Genomic DNA, 17201 nt, shown 5'->3' on the forward strand with positions numbered 1-17201 from the left:
AGGGTCAATCCCGATGTCACAGCTTGCAACCAACTCAAAGAGAAGGAAAATGCAATGACCAAGATTTCCGAAAGATCCTTTGAAACGATCGAAAGCCCGGGGTCATCGCCGCTCAAGGTGCCAGATCAGTTCGGCGCATCTGTTGAAAAGGGGAACAAGAAGGTGACAGAGGCTTTTTTGAAATTTGCGTCCGGCGCTGAAGCGACACAGAAAATGCTGCCTCCGATCCTCGAAACGACAAGTCTATTCGGCAACGAATTGTGGTGGAAGACGATCGCTGCACTGCAAGCCGACGCCGAGGCCGGCTTCTCACATTTGCAAGCTTTGCTGGGCGCGAATTCGCCGTCGCAGATCCTCGAACAGCAGTCGACCTTTTTTCGCAAGCGGGTTGAGACAAGTTTGCAGCACGCCAAGGAAGTCCGGGTGCTCTCAAGCAGGGCGGTGGAGGAAATCTCAAAGCCGGTCAAGGATGCTTTTGACAAGGTGCTGACGGACCTCAAGGCGACGTAAAAGCGGACTCGCACTTAAATCGCCTGGACTGATCGGGGGCGGCCTACCTTATTCATGGACGGAAAAGATGGTGACGGGGACCATCAGGTCGGGAGAGAGCTGGAAAGTGTGTCCTGCGATCTCGGTAGCTCCAGCTAACAAGCTCCTGAAAACGGATCGCGGGCGGCCGGCGTGACATATTGGACGGTTTGAACTGGCGAAGAACCCACCAGCTTGGTATCTAACCACGTAGGCGGCAGGCGGCAGGGAAGTGGTAATGGATTCACACAGGGACATAGCCGAGCGGGTCATCGCGCGTTGGAAGGCGCGAAGAATCCGGATCGATGAAGACCCGGGTTTCATGGAACCGGTCGCTCTTTGGACGGCAGGGTCGATTGCGTCCGGTGAAATGCGCCGCCGGTATTCGGCGCTCCAGCGCGAGCGGTCGCTGTCCAGGTCAAATCCACTTGATGTGTATCCCTGCGACGAGGGGGCGGAGGTCGATCATCGATCGATTGCGATTCCAAACGACGAACCAGATGAACGGGGAGGTCTCGGACTGCCGGCGCAAGGGTGACTCTTACAAAGGGCTCAGCACGCACCATTTCCTGGCGAGCGCGAACTTCACGAAACAGCGGGTCGACAAGCGCTGCGTCGCGTTGTGCATATTCTCGGGAAGAGTCCGAAAAATCCTTGCCACGAGCCGCAATGGCTGGCGGCTCAGCAAGGTAGAAGGTGAGGAGCGGCCGGCGGTACTGAGTCAACATCTTTATCAACTGTGGGCGTGTCGGCTCAGGGCATCTTCAAGCATGGCAAGGCGGTCGCTGCCCGCTATACAGGGTGCATCGCTAATGCCGAGCTTGTCGGCAGCATCTTCAACGCTGAGTCCCTCAGTCTCGTGCGCCCAGCGTCCGACAAGTTATTGTCTTCCATGGGAGTCCGGCTTGCGCAAATTGCCCCCGATGAAGGTTGGTCCGCCCGGGTCTTCCGCATGGAAAACGCGCGTTGCCTCAAAAACGCCGGTGCGCCATGCATAGGTCGTATCGTCGATCATCTGCGGCAAGACCTCCTGGTTTGTCCAACGACCGTACCATTTGGTGACGATGCGGGCGACTTTGGCGACGAGCGCGGTACTCATGCGAAGGTTCGAGTGTGCATCGAACATCTCCGGCGCCAAATAGCATCGAGACCTCGTTTGGGCGAAAGGTTATTCCTTTGCTGCAAAGCCTAGCTCAACGCGGCTGACATCTAAGATCGCCCGAAGGACGTCGATGCCGAATTTGAGGCTTTCCACCTCGACATCCAGCGAGATGCCCTCGGTGACTGTGCCTTTTGCGTTAGCGATTACCACCTCCTCCAGGTCTTCGAACCACTGAGGACTGTTCCCTTTGTGAAGCTTCGATAGTTCCGCAATCGCGACACTAAATGCCGATTGGACCGCGATTAGAGCGGCGCCGAGCTTTCGTTCGTCTACACCCGAGATGCAAACAATGGGGCTGTTTTTCTCATCCATGGGCTGTTCCTCTGCTGGCTCGCCACGAAACCCTATTTCAACTAATAGGCGACAGAGTCGTCGATCGCCGACGAATGCAAATAGGCCCGTAGGCTGGAGTCTCGGGTAGTTAGATCAACGAATACGCGATGCTGGGGGTGGACCATGTGGAAATGGTGGATGCGCTTGAGGCCTGTTGAAATCTGGGTCCAGCTTCCGAACGTTCCAACCGGCGGCAATGCCTCTAGGCCGTAAGCGTCGCACCTCCTGGTACGCGATAGCGGGTAATCCTTTGTACGAACTGGCTCGCATGCAAGGTCGCCCGAAGGACACAAGTGCCGAGCCTGGGCTTTCCGGCCATAGTCTTCAGTGAGACGTCTGTTGCTTCCACAACTCAACACATTCCGGCGAGCGGCATAAACCTGCAAACTCATTGTTTTTGATCCGCACGCGTCATACCTGGCCTGCACCCCACCGCCATGGCTTCGGCAAAAGGCCTTTTACTCAAAACGCAGGGATCTAGTTTGGCCCGTTTGTCAGGCAGCATCACAAAAAGATCTGCGGAAGGCTCGTCCCGCTTTGCGCGCTCAGGTGCGCCCGCAGTCGATCTGGCAGCGGATTGTTATTCAGGTACACTTTGCAATGAGGCGGAAGCTGCGACAGAATGTACGGCAGTGCAGTTCGCCCGTCGCCAAGTCCTCTCAGGTTGTTTCCACGAACGCTAAGCTCCTCCAGCCCCCTCGGCAGGTTAGGGGGCAGGTGGGTCAGTTCATTACTGTCGGTGCTGAGCCACTTTAGGGTGGCCGGGAGGTCCTCGGGTAGGCTAGTCAGTTCATTGTGAGGGACTTCGAGCCGCGTGAGCTTTGCAGGAAGGCGCTCGGGCAGGCGAATTATATTATTGAGTTCGGCGCGGAGATCCGTCAATTCGAGGGGGAGATTCTCCGGCAGGTGCGCGATTTCGTTGCGGGTGACATGAAGCTCCCTGAGCTCAGGCGGCAGGTTATCGGGCAAACTGGTCAGCCGGTTGTGGTTGACGTAGAGATACTTTAGTCCGGAAGGAAGCTCGTTCGGCAATCTGGTCAGCCGGTTGCCGTCGACGTAGAGCGTCTCGAGCATGTCCGGAAGAACCTCAGGCAGCGTGGTCAGCTGGTTGTCGCAGGCAGAGAGCTTTCGCAGACCGGGCGGGAGGTTGTTGGGCAGCCTGCCCAACCGGTTGTCATTGGCGTTGAGCCGCTGGAGGCCGGCCGGTAAGGTGGGGGGCAGTGCCGTTAGGGACAGCGATGTTAAGTTCAGGGGGGCACGAAAATTGCGGGTTTCCGTCCAGGCCTCGATCCGTGCCATTGCCTCGTGCCGGTCCTCGTCCTGCTCCTGCTGCCCGTCTTCCGCCCAGGCCAGTAAAATTTCTTTCAGTGCCGCTTCGCTGGACGAGGAGCCAGTCAAGCCTTCAACCCAGTTAAAGGTGTCTTCACCGCCTTGTTCGGAACTATTGCCAACACGCCCCTGCCTTCTGCCGTACATTGCGTCGTTCCTTAGGTCATTGCGTCACTGCTGATGTTACTTCCGTCGCGACCTTTCCTTCCAATACCAAATTCGTATCCCGTTATGCTTCGGGGGCATGGCCAGCGTCCTTCCTCGAGCTGGACAGCGCATGATTTTTATCGCGACGTTGAACAATCCCACCATTGACATGCTGCGCAAACTCGGCCTGACAGGCATGGCCAGCGCCTATCAGGAACTCGAAACGCAAATAGAAGCGAGACACCTTCGAGCATGGTGAAAGGCTTCGACTGCTGCTCGAGGCGGCCACGCTCCGCCAGAAGCGCTTCGAGGCGAGAGCCCGCCCTGCAAAGCAGCGCTGTAACGCCAAGATCGAGAACGCTGATTTTTGCGCCGCCCGCGCCCTGATCGCAATTTCGTGACGCCGAGTGATAAAGGTATTTCATCCCCATCGATGGGCTATACACTAGTTCCCGCTTGGTGGAGACCTAAACCAGACGCATGCTTTCGGCCGATTTCGCGTGGCAACTCCATCTAACTGAGGCGCAAGTTCCCGGAACAAACGCTCACGCGCGATAACCTTTCCTCATTTTCGGGCAATCTCGCAGTGTCACGTTGATTTGGTAGGTCAGCTTACGACGCCGACGCCGTTACGCTTTTTCTCTACGCCTGCAGGGCCCTGCCGACTTAAAGGCAACGACTTCCGGACAGCCGAGGCCGAGAACCAGTTCACCTTGACATCGTGTCACTCTGGCGTAACAGGCGGCAGCCCGAGTGTCGCAATAAGCTTCATTATCGACGGCGTGGGTGGACCCGGTGTCGGCGGCGGCATGGAGACGATAGACCCGAGCCGCGGAGGCGTTGCCATAACGCCAATCATCGTGCCGATAATGGCGATCCCATCGCCGCTGATTTCGATGGCCTGCGGGCCGGTTCTGCCCGATACTACAAGGCGGATCTTGTCGGGTGTTACCTCGACGCGGCTACCTAAGGCCGCTGCGGCAGGGGAGTCGGGCGCGGCGCCGCCCGAGGTCAGGAGGAAGTGTCTCTTGACGTCGATGCTGTAGATGTTCCCGACCTCGACGGTATGATTCTTCTGGGCCTTCAAATAGACCTCCTCACGGCCCTGCTTGTCCTCAAAGCGCAGTTCATTGTAGGCATTAGCGGCGCCGCCATCGGTATGCGTCCGGAAGGTCGACCGCGTTTTGTCAGTCGGCAGGGTTTCAGGCGGCAGATTTGAGCCATTGTATACGACGCCGGTCACCAGGGGCGTGTCGGGATTGCCGTGGATGAAATCAACCACGACCTCATGGCCGATCCGTGGGACGACCAGGTTGCCAAAACCCTTACCAGCGAAGTTCTGGGCCACCCGAATCCAGCAGGAGCTGTTCTCGTTCTTTCCGCCTTCTCGGTCCCAGAAGAACTGAACCTTCACACGGCCGTACTTATCCGTCGCGATCGACTCGCCCTCGGGGCCCACGACGACGGCCGTCTGCGGTCCGTGAATCAACCGCGCCGGTGTGCGGCGCCTCGGGCGGTACTGGGTGGTCGCGGGGATAATCTCCACGTTGCTGTGATAGAGGAACCGCTCGCCCTTCCCCCCCACGGTGTCCGCAGTGAGATCGTCCCCCACCTCACCGATGACAGTGAAGTCCTGTCCGATTGCCAGAAAGCGATCGGTGGGTTTCGGCCGGGAACCGATCTGGCCGTAGTAGAAGGGATTTGCGGCCTTGAATAATGACCCGGTCGTTATCTGGCGCGCAGTGCTTTCGATCCGCGCGCGATAAGCGTTGCAGGCGAGTTCCTCGGCACGGATGGTGGCGTAGAAATCGCCATCGCTTTTTTTTGTATACTGGCCTGGATACTCGAAGACCTCCCGCATTGCCGTGCAGCCGCTGCTTGCCGACGAGGTCTCGCCCGTTCTGACCGCCACGCTCTCCCGCGGTCGGGTGATGGCGCTTCCCGTGAGCTTGCATGGCGGAATGCCGCCTGTCCTCACGGGAGGAACACGCGCGACAGACGTCAGTTCTGCCATCGGCTTCTCATGGTCATAGTCCCTGAGAACGACCTTGTTCGGCTGTAGCGATACGACCTCGTCCCAATGCAGGATGACATCTTCTTGGTAAAGACTTCGGGCAGGCCTGAGATTGTGGTGGGTCTCTACGATCTCAGGCGTGCAGGCCATGTGACTCGCGGCGTTGTCGACCAGCACCAGGTCATGTTGGTCCTCAGCATGTTCAAAATAGTAGTAGATGCCGTCCTGCTCCATGAGGCGGCTGACGAAGGCCAGATCCGTTTCATCGTACTGGACGCAATATGGGCGCTGTGGGAACCGTCGGGCGGTCTGATTCTTGAAATTGCCTCTATGTTCTCGAAAAATCGTGGTGATGATCTCGATGCTCGTCTTGTTCTGAAAGACCCGACTGTTAGAGCGATGCTCGAGCAATGAAATCCACGGCCGCACCTGCGCCACGTAGTTGAGGTGCTCGGTATCGTCGAGGCCGAGATATTGGAAGCGCGTAACAACACCGTTGAAGAAGCGCGTTTGCGAGTCCTTGAGCTTAAGGCCGATTGTCAGGCTTTGACCGGGGATCGTAGCAAAGTTCTGAACTGGATCGCGGCTGGCGAGCTTCACCTCGTAGAGGAAAGGTTCCCCCAGTCGCTCGGTGCCACTGAGCCGTCGGAGAGAGATTTCATTCAACTCGGACGCGGCCGAAGTGACCGCAACAAAACGATTGTGCCTTAAGAGACTCTCGATTCTTGACTCGACCATGGTGGTGTGTGTTCCGCAGATTTGATGAGAAGGCGCGGTTGCGCCCGATGGCGTGAGTAGGATGCTGCCGAAGCCATCGGCGAAGATGCAGAAAAGCGTTTATTTCGTGCATCGAAATCGCCGACCGTTGCTCAGCCAAGATGTCTTGCTGGCCCGCATCGTCAGAGCCAAGCGGGGGAGGGCGGGGCGAAGAAAGCGTGTGGGTCTCTTGGAACTCACCCACGCTAAGTCCCACCCAAATCTCGCCATGCGGCCTTGTAACATCGATGAGTCGGCGGATTCCGGCGGTGCTAGCGACGACGTGTCTCCTGGAAGATTCAACCAGGCCCAGGGCGCAGCGCCCGAGCGGACAACCACGGTGGTCGAGTTTCGCCGCGATCGTCGGCTCGATCGGCCTCTCCGCTGCTGAAGCCTCAAGGGCGTCAAAATGGCGAGAACGTTCCAAAGAGGCGTCACGGCGAATTTTGCAAAGGGCCTTGGCGGTCCCATTGCAGTTTGCGTTGAGCTTACTGAAGAGAGTCGAGCTTCCGATGCTTGTCATAACGGGCCTTCCAAGCCGCCGCCCGCCGTGCCGCCGCACTTGGTATCGAGGTTACGTGGGCCATTCATCCGTTCCAGATCGATCTCGCCAAGGAGATCTTCTCCCCGCCCGAAAAGAAGGTCGAGCGGGCCCGCCGCATCATGGATGTCCGTTTCAGGAGAGTGCCATGCGGGAGCCGGTGGGCCCCGGTCAGTCGGGGTAGTCGTCAAGTCATCGGCGTGCTGGCGCGTTTTCCGCTTGCCCATCCAACTGGACCATCCGAGTCTGCCGCAGCGACCCAACTGCACTTCCGGGACCTGCTCCTGACGGAGAACGAGGTTAATCTCCCAGTCAAGTTCATCTCCAAGGTAGTTGCAGATGATCTCCGCTATCGACTTAAGGCCGGGAGCTGCGGGCAGAAGCGATTCGTAATGAGCCAGGCTGAGGGGACCCACAATGAGTCGGAACCGATGGTGCCACACTCTGACCCTCGCACCTGCAATAGCGTTGCCGTTCAGCGTGCCCGTGGCCGGGTCGCGGCCCAGGAGGCAGAGCGATATGCGGGGCAGATCCACCCATTTTGGGACAAATTCACGGATATCAACCGGCGCCTCGACGAAGCTGGCGAGGATGGCAGCGAGCCCCTCGGCGTTGCGGGTGTGTGAGGCGAGACGGCCGGTGAAGTGGAGTTTGGCCAGATCAGGCATAGCATCCCGCGCGCGCAGGGAGGTCATCCCGAAGCCGGCTAGCGCGCCGAGCTGAAGGGCAAATCGATCTTCTTGTGGCCTGTCATAGCTCACGGTCGGTTCGCCCTCCGCCCATGCACGGAAGAAGAACGAGGCCATTCGATGATGAAAGGTATCAGCAAATCGGATCAGCGTCTCATCCGCGGCGTTGTGCTGCCGGAGAAGGGCGTACTCCGTCAGATGCAATGGGAGGGGACCGTGGGGTCCAAACAAGCCGAAGGCGTAGGTGGAGATTACGGGGTCGTTCTGCTCGTGCGCAGTCACGCCCGCGATCGATCGAGGCGGAAATGCAAGGGAGGGCTGCTGGGCGATCCGCACGCGATCCAGGCTGGGACCGCTCGATTCTCCCAGCCGAGGCCGATCTGAGCAGATTGCATCGATCCGCCGCAGAGCCTGGAAGAAGTCGCAGGCATGCGGTTCGGCCCTGAGCGAGCTTAGGAAGTCGCCGAGTGCCCCCGAAATCAAAGGATCGCCCGGCGGCCGGCCATCGTCGGCCATCGCATTACCTCCCCGCGCTGTAGCGTCGAGACGACCATCTCGGTGAAGCTGTTGATGGATACGTATTTCGCGAAGAACTGGTTGAGCACGGAGGCGAGCGGAAAGATGCCAACGCCTTCGAAGGCCGCTTCGTCCAGGATGATACCAACCTCAATCCCACGTGCTACGGCGGCTTGTCCACCGCTGGACAATCGCCTGACCGCAGGCCTGGACCGAATCTCCCGGATCCCGTCGATCTGCCGTGAGGCGAAGGCATTGACTGGATCGACGTAGAGGCGGAGGAGTTCACGCAGCGCTTCTGCGCCCCGGTGGTCGTTCCTATCGGAATTGCTGATCGAGAGGTAGTTCAGTGAAAGATGGCTAATTAATCGCCAGGTGATATCGCCATTGGCGAAGGAGTGGCGCGGTCGGCTCGGGGGCGATACGCACCGGGTGGCGGTAACTGGAGCGCCGATTTCCAGGGTGAAGTCTGTCTTGTCCCGGCCGATCGGCAGCAGCAGCGCCAGATCCCGGTTCGAGCACAGGCAGTTTACAGACAAATGCCGGAGTTCCGCCGAATAAGGAGCCGCCTGGCGATCAACTAGAGAAACGAACGTTTCGCTGCCGATGTAGCCAGTCCGCGCGCCATTTAGACGCTGGTGCTCCGACATGAGGCGCTGCTCCCGGCGGATCGCGTAGTATCTGGAATGCTGCTCCTCCTGACCGTGCGCGCTGATGCTATAGAACGGGTAGAACCTCACGGGAGCCGCTTCGTTTTTCGCCCCGTCTCCGCTCATTTCGAGGATCGAGTGGACCTCAAAGTCGAGCGGCCTCATCCTGTCAACAATCACATGATGCTCGGTGTTCTTGTCGCTCACGTGGACGAGATCTGCCTGGCGTTCGAAGAGATTAATCGCGGGCGTTGCGAAGAGAACGATATTTTGGGGTCCGAGCTGTCGTTCCAGCCGTGGCTCGACTCGTCTGAGTGCGAAGACGATCTCAAGGGTCTCGGCAGTTGACAGGGCTACTGCGTCTGCCAGCCCGCTAACCTCGACGAACAACGTCCGCTCCGCGAGGGCGAAATACTCCTGTAGGAGACGGTACCCGTCGAAAGAGCGTGGCACCTCGGGCAGGAGAGCACAGCTCGGCTCCAAACCGCGTTGCTGCAGCGCATGAACCGGAATCTTTTCCTGCCAAGGGATAGGCCGGCCGACCGGACGGGCTATGATATTGCATGCGTCACCGAGAAGCTGTTCGGCGAGTGCGGCGCCGATGCCACCGGGGCCTGTTAGGTGCAGTGTGAGAGCCTCTAGTCCGAGTTTATTGAACGGCATGCCATTGGTGGTGCGAAGGCGTAGTCGCAAAGCAGCCTTCGCATCTTGCCGGGCCGGAAGATCCAGTGCGGCGATCTGCCCCGGCGTCGAAAAATAATCGGCAGCGCTCACCACAATTGGCCAGAGATGCACATCATGGGCCGTGCGGAACTCGCAATGTGTGACGGCGCCCGGAGCAAGACGGCCCAAAAGCTTGGTTTCCCGCGGCACGAGGTATCCATTTTCAAGTGGTCCGGCATCCTGGTCGGGCTCGAAACGGACGATCGTCATCGAGGGGAGCGGCGGTAGAAAATGCGGATAGACCATCTCCAGGAGGTGCTGGGTGAATTCCGGAAAGCGAGACTGAAGCTTCAATTGCACCCGCGCCGCCATGAAAGCGAAGCCTTCCAGAAGCCGCTCGACGTAGGGGTCGGCGACCTCCGCTGATTCCATCCCGAGCCGGGCGGCGACCTTCGGGAATGCGCGGGCGAACTCGGCCCCCATCTCGCGCATATAAGCAAGTTCGTCGTTGTACAGTCGCAGGAGCCGGGGATCCATCAGCTTATCTCTGTACCGAGATGAACGCGGGCGGATTCGAGCTCGGAATCTACCTCCGTACGCATCACCATTCGCACCGGCAATGGCTGCGCCCACAGATCGGCTTGGATCCTAAAGCGAAAAGTGCCGCAACCCTGACCATCGTCCAGGACCGTGACCTTCAGGGTGTCCGGTAAGAGACGCGGCTCAAAGCGCTGAAGGCTCTCGATTATCGCTTCGCGCAATGCGCTCTTATCCATGCCTTCGCGAATTTGTCCGCTGAGAGGCCAGGCACCATAATTAAGTGCACTGGCCGCTACGTGAGGGTACGCTTGTAGATCTACGGTTGCACCCAGTTGATTGGTGTTCAACAACCAGGAAACATCGCGTAGAATCACCTCTTCCAGTTGGCGAACAGAGAAGCTGCGCTTGTCCTGCGCTTCACACGAGCTGCGCGGCTCATCGTCCGTAAGCCGGTCCAGGAGGGATGGTTGCACGAGATCCCGCTTAACATCTCTGCCCATGTTACAATCTCCAGGTGCAATAGCGACGAGTCGATCCGTCGTTTTCGCGCGCAGCCCCGAATATTCCCGGGTTGCCGATGGCCCCATCAGCCGACGAGCCTATTGAAGTCGGTGCTGTTCGCGATTTGGTTCCAGATGCCCTCGCCAGCTTTGGTAAGAGCGCCTTTTTCATCCTGCCTGTAATAAATGACCTTGCAGGCGCCGAACCGGAATGTGATCGTCTCCTCGGGGGCGTCTTCCGCATAGGACCACTCGACCTTCTCGACTACCAGCATGTTGAAACTCCAGTGCAAGAACAGGTTCGATTCTGATGTAGCTTGTCCGCTCCCCGTCGCTTTGAAAAGTTTCAGTTCGACGCTATTGAAGTGGGCGCCGCGACCACAGGCAACGTACAGAGAGGGCGATGACGTATCCACCTGCTTCTTGATAGTGAAGACCTCGAATTCGGCCTTGCCCGCGCCCGCCCCGGCGGTATGAGGCCCAATGTTCAGCTTGTTTTCGAGTGAAAAGCTCCATTCGTCCGCTAGGGTGATGCCGTCCTTTAGAATGATAGATTCGCCCTTGGGCAAAATGCCGTCCTTGGACGCTTGCGTGAATTTTATAACCGCGTCGAACGCCATGATGGACTTTCCTTTTCTCGTTGATCTGATTGGGCCTGGATTGCATCGGCCAGCCCAGGGCAGCTATTCCGGAGTTTTGGCGCCGAGAACGGAGCACAATCATCTGCGGGTTTTCTCAGTCCTTGCGGGCGGATGGCAGGCGCGAGACCAGTCTCAAAGAGATGGTTAGGCCTTCGAGCTGGTAGTGTGGCCGCATGTAAAATCTCGCAACGTAATATCCGGGATTATCTTCGACCTCTTCCACCTTGACCTCGGCTGAGGAGAGCGGCTGCTGTGCCTTACTCTCTTCGCTCCCAAGCTCGGGCGAGGGGTGGACATAGCCCTGAATCCATTGGTTGAGCCACTCCTCGACCTCGTGGCGCTCCTTGAACGTGCCAATCTTGTCCCGGACCATACACTTCAAATAATGTGCGAAGCGGCAGGTTGCGAAGATGTAGGGTAGCCGGGCACTGAGTTCGGCGTTCGCTGACGCGTCGGGGTCTTCGTATTTGACCGGCTTGTTAATAGTTTGAGCGCCAATAAATACGCCGAGGTCCGTGTTTTTGCGGTGCAACAGCGGTAGAAGACCGTTTTTGGACAGTTCGGCCTCACGGCGGTCGCTGATCGCGATCTCAGTGGGGCATTTTAGGTCGACGCCACCGTCGTCGCTGCGGAAGGTATGTACCGGCAGACCCTCGACCAGGCCGCCGGATTCGACGCCACGAATTCTGGAGAGCCAGCCATAGAGCTTGAACGAGCGCGTGATATTTACGCCCATGGCGTAGGCTGCGTTCGTCCAAAGGTATTTCTCGCTGTCGCCGCCGTCTGTGTCCTCCTCGAAGGCGAATTCATCGACCGGGTTGGTTTTGGCCCCGTAGGGCAGCCGGCCAAGGGTGCGTGGTAAGGTCAGGGCCACGTATCGAGAGTTCTCGCTCTCGCGGAACGCTCGCCAAGGGGCATGTTCGGGCGTGAGGAAGATTTTTGTGATGTCACGCGGGTTCGCAAGCTCACGCCAAGAATCCATCTGCAGCAGATGTGGTGAGACGGCAGATATAAGCGGTGAGTGGCTCGCCGCCGCGATCTGCGCCAGTCCCGAAAGCAACTCAACGTCCGGTGGGGTATGGTCGAAATAGTAGTCGGCAATCAGGCAGCCATAGGGTTCACCGCCGATTTGGCCGTATTCGTCTTCGTAAATTTTTTTGAATAGCGGACTCTGATCCCAGGTGATACCCTTATATTTCCGCAGAGTTCGGGACATCTCCACCTTTGAAACTGGGAGAACGCGAATCTTCAACGTTTCATCGGTTTCGGTGTTGCTGGCAAGGTGATGCAAGCCCCGCCAAGCTGATTCCACGCGCTGGAAATTTTCGTGATGGAGGATCTCGTTGAGTTGTGCAGAAAGCTTCTGGTCGATCGAAGCAATCATTGCTTGGATAGTCGTGACGACATCGTCGCTGATCAGCGACGTGTTTTGAAGTGCCTGCTCGGCCAGTGTTCGGACGGCACTCTCCACCAAGTCACGGGAGTGGTCCGAGCGGATCTTGAACTCGAATCGAAGCATGCGGGTGAAATCGCCGAGATCAACGGTGGCGACCTGTACATCTGTGGCATCTGCAGGCATCATGATCAGTTCTCCTCTGTGTCTGGGGATGCCAATGGCGGAGCGGCAACCACTGCATCAGGCTTCTCAGTCTCCATGCCATTGCCGAGGGCGCTTAGCAGTGCCGAATCCGCGAGGAAGTGGGTGAGCAACTCTTCGGCACCGTTCTTCCCGTCCATATAGGCCAGCAGATTGGAGAGCTCCGTTCGCGCCTCGAGCAGCCTGCTAAGGCTGTCGACCTTGCGCGCCACGGCCGCCGGCGAGAAATCTTCGAGCCGCTCGAACGTCAAGTCGACAGCGAGTTGGCCTTCTCCAGTCAATAGGTTCGGCACCCGCATCACCACCCTGGGCCTCAGCGATCTGAGCCGATCATCGAAATTGTCGATATCGATCTCCATCATCTTGCGCTCCGCGACAGGGGCAAGCGGCTCGGCAGCATTGCCGGCGAGGTCGGACATCACGCCGACCACGAAGGGAAGCTGAACCTTCTTCTGAGAGCCATAGGTCTCGACGTCGTATTCGATCTGTACACGAGGCGGACGAACCCGCGCGATGAACTTTTGACTACTCGCCTTTGTCATGTGTTCCACTCTCCTGATAGGGAAGATTGCGCACGTCACGTGCCCTCGCCGACCGCCAGACCGGCAATCGAACGGTATTGGGCAACCCCTTCTGGCGCCAACTCTTTGATAAGAGCCATGAAGTCCTTCGAGACAAGTCGCTGCGCGCGCTCCAGGAGGGCTGGCAGCGGGCTCGCGGGCTCATTCACCTGGTACCAGTGGCAAATGCGGCCAAGAATTTCGACAACGTCATCGCGGTTGCGGATCACTTCGGGGTAAGAGGCCTCGCTAGAGTCTGGCAATGGAGATGCCGGGGCTGCAGGCTGGGCCCTTTTCCGATGGGCGTCGACCAGATCCTTGGCCTGGGTGAGTAGCACTATCAGAGGGTCGAATCGAACGGCCTCGTCACTCGCGACGTGCTGCCGAACACTCGCGTCTAGATGGGTGGCGGCTGCCAGGCTGGCGTGGAGACCAGTGCTGATCTGCTCGAGCTGCAGTGGATCGGTGTCGATGAAGGCGTGCTCGATGGTCGAACGATCAATTTCCGTAGATTGGGACCGTAGCGCACCAGCCCAATCGCGGAGCGTAAAAGTCCCGAATTGCCTGGAGGAGGTGAGTGGAACTTGGCGTATTTCTGCCAAGAGCCCGGAGAGATCGCAGAGGCTCGCTAGAGCGTTGAGGCGAACGGTCTGATCTTCGTCATCTTCTGGATCCGGTCGCGGATGTAGCTCTGACCAGTAGAGCTCGACATAGGCCGCGAGCAGCTCAAGCCCCCGACTTAGACCAGAGAAGCCGAACTGACTGAGGGCGGATCGTGTGAGCAAGATGCCGACTCTTAGATCCTTAGTGCGGGCAGAAAGGTCGAGGCCAAGCCGCCACACCTCTGTCCAATCGGGAGCCTCCCCGGTGGCGATGGAGTCGCCTATCTGCTGGTGCGGCTTGCCATGCGACGCTATCTCCAGCTCCAGGAAGCTCAAATCGTAATCGAGAGCATCCCCGCATGCGTTGCCGTCGCTGATCGGTTTTAATAGATGATCCGCATCGAGCATGACCCAAATCCCAGTTTTCCCGACATAAAAGATCGTCGCGCCTCTGTTTCTCAATGTTTAGCAATGAGCAGACGCGATTGCTCATGCACAATCGACATTCGTATATGTCGTGAATGCTTGGGGCGTGAATGCCGCCGCTTCGGATCTTGACGCAGCTATGTGCTGCTCAGGCGCGAGGGACACCTTGTGAACAACAAGAAGCTCTTCCGGGTCCATCGGGAGGAGAAGCTCACGATGCGCAAGCGCCGTGGCCGGAAACAAGCGAAAGGCAAGCGTTGGTGTTGATCCAGCTGGCTGCCAATGATCGTTGGTCGCTGGACTTCGTGTCGGATCAACTCACCTATAGCGCGGGTTCAGGCTTCTGATGGTCGTGAGGAAAGCCGGACTCTCGTCGCCGATACTTCGCTCTCCGGCCTGCGGTCGCCTGTGGACTGGATCGGGTTATCGAGGAGCGTGGCAAGCCAAGCACTCTGGCCTCGGCTGACTAACCCTGCAGAGTTCGCCCAGATCGTCAACCCGCGACGTGATGCAGTGCTGCGCAGCCGGAATGGTCTCCGCACCTAAACCCGCCGATGCCGCCGCAGATGCGCAACCCACCGCTGGAGCGAACCCCAAACTGGATAAACTTGACGGTACAAGCTCAGCCAGATTGAATTGACATCGTCGGGCAGTCGTTGCAAAGGGCAACCTGCGGAGTACCGTTGGAAACGTGAGCCTGAAGGCCTCCAACTACAAAGTCTTCGCGCGGCCGCCTCCGCGCCAGTTGCTGCATAAGGTGGATGGCGTCCTCGGCGATCGCTCTTGGGGGTGTCGGCGCGCGGACCCTCATCGAACGAGCGGCCAGCCGGCGGGTCCATCGCGCGTGCAGCGACCCCGGCGTCAGTGGTAGAACGGCTCGAGCACTTCAACGGCATATATCTCCTGCGCTCCGCCGGACCGCCGCACGAGGCATATAGGGCGACAATCTGGATGAGATCCGTATTGACCGCATGTAACGATGCTCCCCGAGATTCGCACGTTGCCTCATTCATTTTGCTCCCAGTTGGAGCGAAGGAGTGGGGTGCGGAGATGGCGGGGTTTCGCAGCGGCCGGCCTCCTTCGTGAGCGCCATTGCCGTTTTCGACGGAAGTCTGAAGTTTAATAACCATCGTCGCGGTATTTACTTTTGACAATGGGTGTGATGCGGCTTTGCGTGATCTTCTAAAAAGAATCGAGTCCCGCCGCCAATCTCCCGTTCTATCGCGCACCTATCGCATCCCAACGTGACTGTCGACCCTGCTTCCATTAGTCGTGCAGGGCAACCACGCGGTCTCTCGTGCAGATCCCTGCGATTTCGAATTGACGGACACCGACCCCGTTTGACGGTCGTGGAGTGCACGCACTTAGTCACCCTAGCCGCCCGCGCACTGCAACCCCGCTGTAGCGATCCTTCTACCTCTATGCTAAAGAAAGTTTTGGAAAAACTTGCCTCCTCGCCATCGTTCGACGGCGGCCTTGGCGCCAATCTTGCGAGGAGCGGGCTGATGGTCGCAGCGGCATGCGAGCCGACATTCTGCGATCCCGACCGTCGAAGACGAGGTCGCTCTCGGCGTGTTAGTCAGCCGGAATGCGCCCGCCGTCGTGCCCCTAAATATCGATCTCGAGCCAGGTATTGGCCTCCAGACTGAAGAAAAATTCGGCGCTCTCACATGCTCATGCAATCCCGTGGTGGACAACCAACGCACATGATGGTGCAGTTCCTAGGGAATGTGGTGATGAGTCGTGAGCCGTCCTATATCACCTTGAACGCTGCCCTCCTGGCTATCCGTTTCTTCGAGGCACCCACGATTATGGCGGCATCGGCGGCGCTGAGATCGGGATGGGCCGCCTTCAGTGCGTCTGCCCACGCCCCCTTGCTCTGCCCCGGCAGCTGCGGTGTCTGCCTAGCGATTTCGTCCAGCCTCGCCTGGTCCTGGGCCGACACCGTCTGGAACGCCGTCCTCACGGCGATATCGCGCCTTACGGCACCCACGACTATGGCGGCATCGGCGGCGCTGAGATCGGGATGGGCCGCCTTCAGCGCGTCCGCCCACGCCCCCTTGCTCTGCCCCGGCAGCTGCGGTGTCGCCGCCTTGATCTCGTCCAGCCTCGCCTGATCCTGGGCCGACACCGTCCGGAACGCCGCCCTCCTGACGATATCGTCCCTAAAGGTGCCCACGATGGTGGCGGCATCGGCGGCGCTGAGATCGGGATGGGCCGCCTTCAGCGCATCGGCCCAGGCCGCATTGCTCCCCCCCTGCCGCGGTGTTGCCGCCGCGATTTCGTCCAGCCTCGCCTGGTCCTGGGCCGACACCGTCCGGAACGCCGCCCTTTTAGCAATATCCTGCTTTATGGCACCCACGATTACGGCGGCATCGGCGGCGCTGAGATCGGGATGGGCCGCCTTCAGCGCGTCCGCCCAGGCCGCCTTGCTCTGCCCCGGCAGCTGCGGTGTCTGCCTAGCGAGTTCGTCCAGCCTCGCCTGGTCCTGGGCCGACACCGTCCGGAACGCCGCCCTCCTGGCGATTTCGTCCTTTAAGGCGCCCACGATTGTGGCGGCATCGGCGGCGCTGAGATCGGGATGGGCCGCCTTCAGCGCGTCCGCCCAGGCCGCATTGCTCCGCCCCTGCCGCGGTGTCACCGCCGCGATTTCGTCCAGCCTCGCCTGGTCCTGGGCCGACACCGTCCGGAACGCTGCCCTCACGGCGATATCGTCCTTTAAGGCGCCCACGATTGTGGCGGCATCGGCGGCGCTGAGATCGGGATGGGCCGCCTTCAGCGCGTCCGCCCACGCCCCCTTGCTCTGCCCCGGCAGCTGCGGTGTCTGCCTAGCGATTTCGTCCAGCCTCGCCTGGTCCTGAGCCGACACCGTCCGGAACGCCGCCCTTTTAGCAATATTATGCTTTACGGAACCCACAATTATGGCGGCATCGGCGGCGCTGAGATCGGGATGGGCCGCCTTCAGCGCGTCCGCCCACGCCCCCTTGCTCTGCCCCGGCAGCCGCGG

Annotated in this window: 12 protein-coding genes and 4 pseudogenes; 4 read left to right on the top strand and 12 right to left on the bottom strand. The window is 59.1% G+C overall.

The window, feature by feature from the left end; all coding sequences use genetic code 11:
* Positions 1-54 precede the first annotated feature (54 nt).
* Positions 55-510: a phasin gene (locus CO660_RS29875; protein WP_077991393.1), complete on the top strand. Its 456-nt coding sequence runs from the start codon at positions 55-57 to the stop codon at positions 508-510.
* Positions 511-1408: 898 nt separating this feature from the next.
* Here the strand turns inward: CO660_RS29875 and CO660_RS29890 are convergent.
* The 3 genes from CO660_RS29890 to CO660_RS29900 all read right to left on the bottom strand — a co-directional run bounded on the left by CO660_RS29890 (position 1409) and on the right by CO660_RS29900 (position 3499).
* The gene (locus CO660_RS29890) at positions 1409-1666 is read right to left on the bottom strand and encodes a hypothetical protein (protein ID WP_245427032.1); all 258 of its coding nucleotides are present in this window, start codon (positions 1664-1666) and stop codon (positions 1409-1411) included.
* A gap of 30 nt (positions 1667-1696) precedes the next feature.
* Positions 1697-2002 carry a hypothetical protein gene (locus CO660_RS29895; protein WP_004680432.1) on the bottom strand — a complete coding sequence of 102 codons (306 nt, stop codon included), beginning with the start codon at positions 2000-2002 and terminating at the stop codon, positions 1697-1699.
* Between the two features lie 525 nt (positions 2003-2527).
* Positions 2528-3499, bottom strand: coding sequence for a hypothetical protein (locus tag CO660_RS29900; RefSeq protein WP_064842651.1), 972 nt, complete (start codon positions 3497-3499; stop codon positions 2528-2530).
* Positions 3500-3629: 130 nt separating this feature from the next.
* Between CO660_RS29900 and CO660_RS34410 the strand changes: the two genes are divergently transcribed.
* Positions 3630-3758, top strand: coding sequence for a hypothetical protein (locus CO660_RS34410; RefSeq protein ID WP_010068000.1), 129 nt, complete (start codon positions 3630-3632; stop codon positions 3756-3758).
* Positions 3759-4223: 465 nt separating this feature from the next.
* On the opposite strand, the gene tssI is transcribed toward CO660_RS34410, so the two are convergent.
* Positions 4224-6251 carry a type VI secretion system tip protein TssI/VgrG gene (tssI, locus tag CO660_RS29905; protein ID WP_077991395.1) on the bottom strand — a complete coding sequence of 676 codons (2028 nt, stop codon included), beginning with the start codon at positions 6249-6251 and terminating at the stop codon, positions 4224-4226.
* 549 nt (positions 6252-6800) lie between these two features.
* On the opposite strand from tssI, the pseudogene CO660_RS34570 reads away from it, so the two are divergent.
* Positions 6801-6938: pseudogene (locus tag CO660_RS34570) on the top strand (CoA ester lyase); the annotation flags it as partial.
* 105 nt (positions 6939-7043) lie between these two features.
* On the opposite strand, the pseudogene tssG reads toward CO660_RS34570, so the two are convergent.
* From tssG to tssA, 7 genes and pseudogenes are all read right to left on the bottom strand, one after another.
* Positions 7044-8015 (bottom strand): annotated as a pseudogene (tssG, locus tag CO660_RS29915) (type VI secretion system baseplate subunit TssG); the annotation flags it as partial.
* The gene (tssF, locus tag CO660_RS29920) at positions 7979-9865 is read right to left on the bottom strand and encodes a type VI secretion system baseplate subunit TssF (RefSeq protein ID WP_077991400.1); all 1887 of its coding nucleotides are present in this window, start codon (positions 9863-9865) and stop codon (positions 7979-7981) included. The gene tssF and the pseudogene tssG, both read right to left, overlap by 37 nt.
* Entirely contained in the window at positions 9865-10368 is a 504-nt protein-coding gene (gene tssE / locus CO660_RS29925; protein WP_097601650.1) for a type VI secretion system baseplate subunit TssE, read from the bottom strand. The genes tssF and tssE overlap by 1 nt, the downstream gene beginning before the upstream one ends.
* Positions 10369-10454: 86 nt before the next feature.
* The gene (locus CO660_RS29930; RefSeq protein WP_064842664.1) at positions 10455-10988 is read right to left on the bottom strand and encodes a type VI secretion system tube protein Hcp; all 534 of its coding nucleotides are present in this window, start codon (positions 10986-10988) and stop codon (positions 10455-10457) included.
* Positions 10989-11103: 115 nt separating this feature from the next.
* Positions 11104-12591 (bottom strand): type VI secretion system contractile sheath large subunit, encoded by a 1488-nt coding sequence (gene tssC / locus CO660_RS29935; protein WP_077991402.1) that lies wholly within the window; start codon positions 12589-12591, stop codon positions 11104-11106.
* A 2-nt stretch (positions 12592-12593) separates the two neighbouring features.
* The gene (gene tssB, locus CO660_RS29940) at positions 12594-13148 is read right to left on the bottom strand and encodes a type VI secretion system contractile sheath small subunit (RefSeq protein WP_064842668.1); all 555 of its coding nucleotides are present in this window, start codon (positions 13146-13148) and stop codon (positions 12594-12596) included.
* A gap of 35 nt (positions 13149-13183) precedes the next feature.
* Positions 13184-14176 carry a type VI secretion system protein TssA gene (gene tssA, locus CO660_RS29945; RefSeq protein WP_064842670.1) on the bottom strand — a complete coding sequence of 331 codons (993 nt, stop codon included), beginning with the start codon at positions 14174-14176 and terminating at the stop codon, positions 13184-13186.
* A 126-nt stretch (positions 14177-14302) separates the two neighbouring features.
* On the opposite strand from tssA, the pseudogene CO660_RS34145 reads away from it, so the two are divergent.
* A pseudogene (locus tag CO660_RS34145) lies at positions 14303-14728 on the top strand (hypothetical protein); the annotation flags it as partial.
* A 1219-nt stretch (positions 14729-15947) separates the two neighbouring features.
* Here the strand turns inward: CO660_RS34145 and CO660_RS29960 are convergent.
* Positions 15948-17201: pseudogene (locus CO660_RS29960) on the bottom strand (hypothetical protein); the annotation flags it as partial.

The sequence above is a fragment of the Rhizobium sp. L9 genome (assembly GCF_002531885.1).
Lineage (GTDB): Bacteria > Pseudomonadota > Alphaproteobacteria > Rhizobiales > Rhizobiaceae > Rhizobium.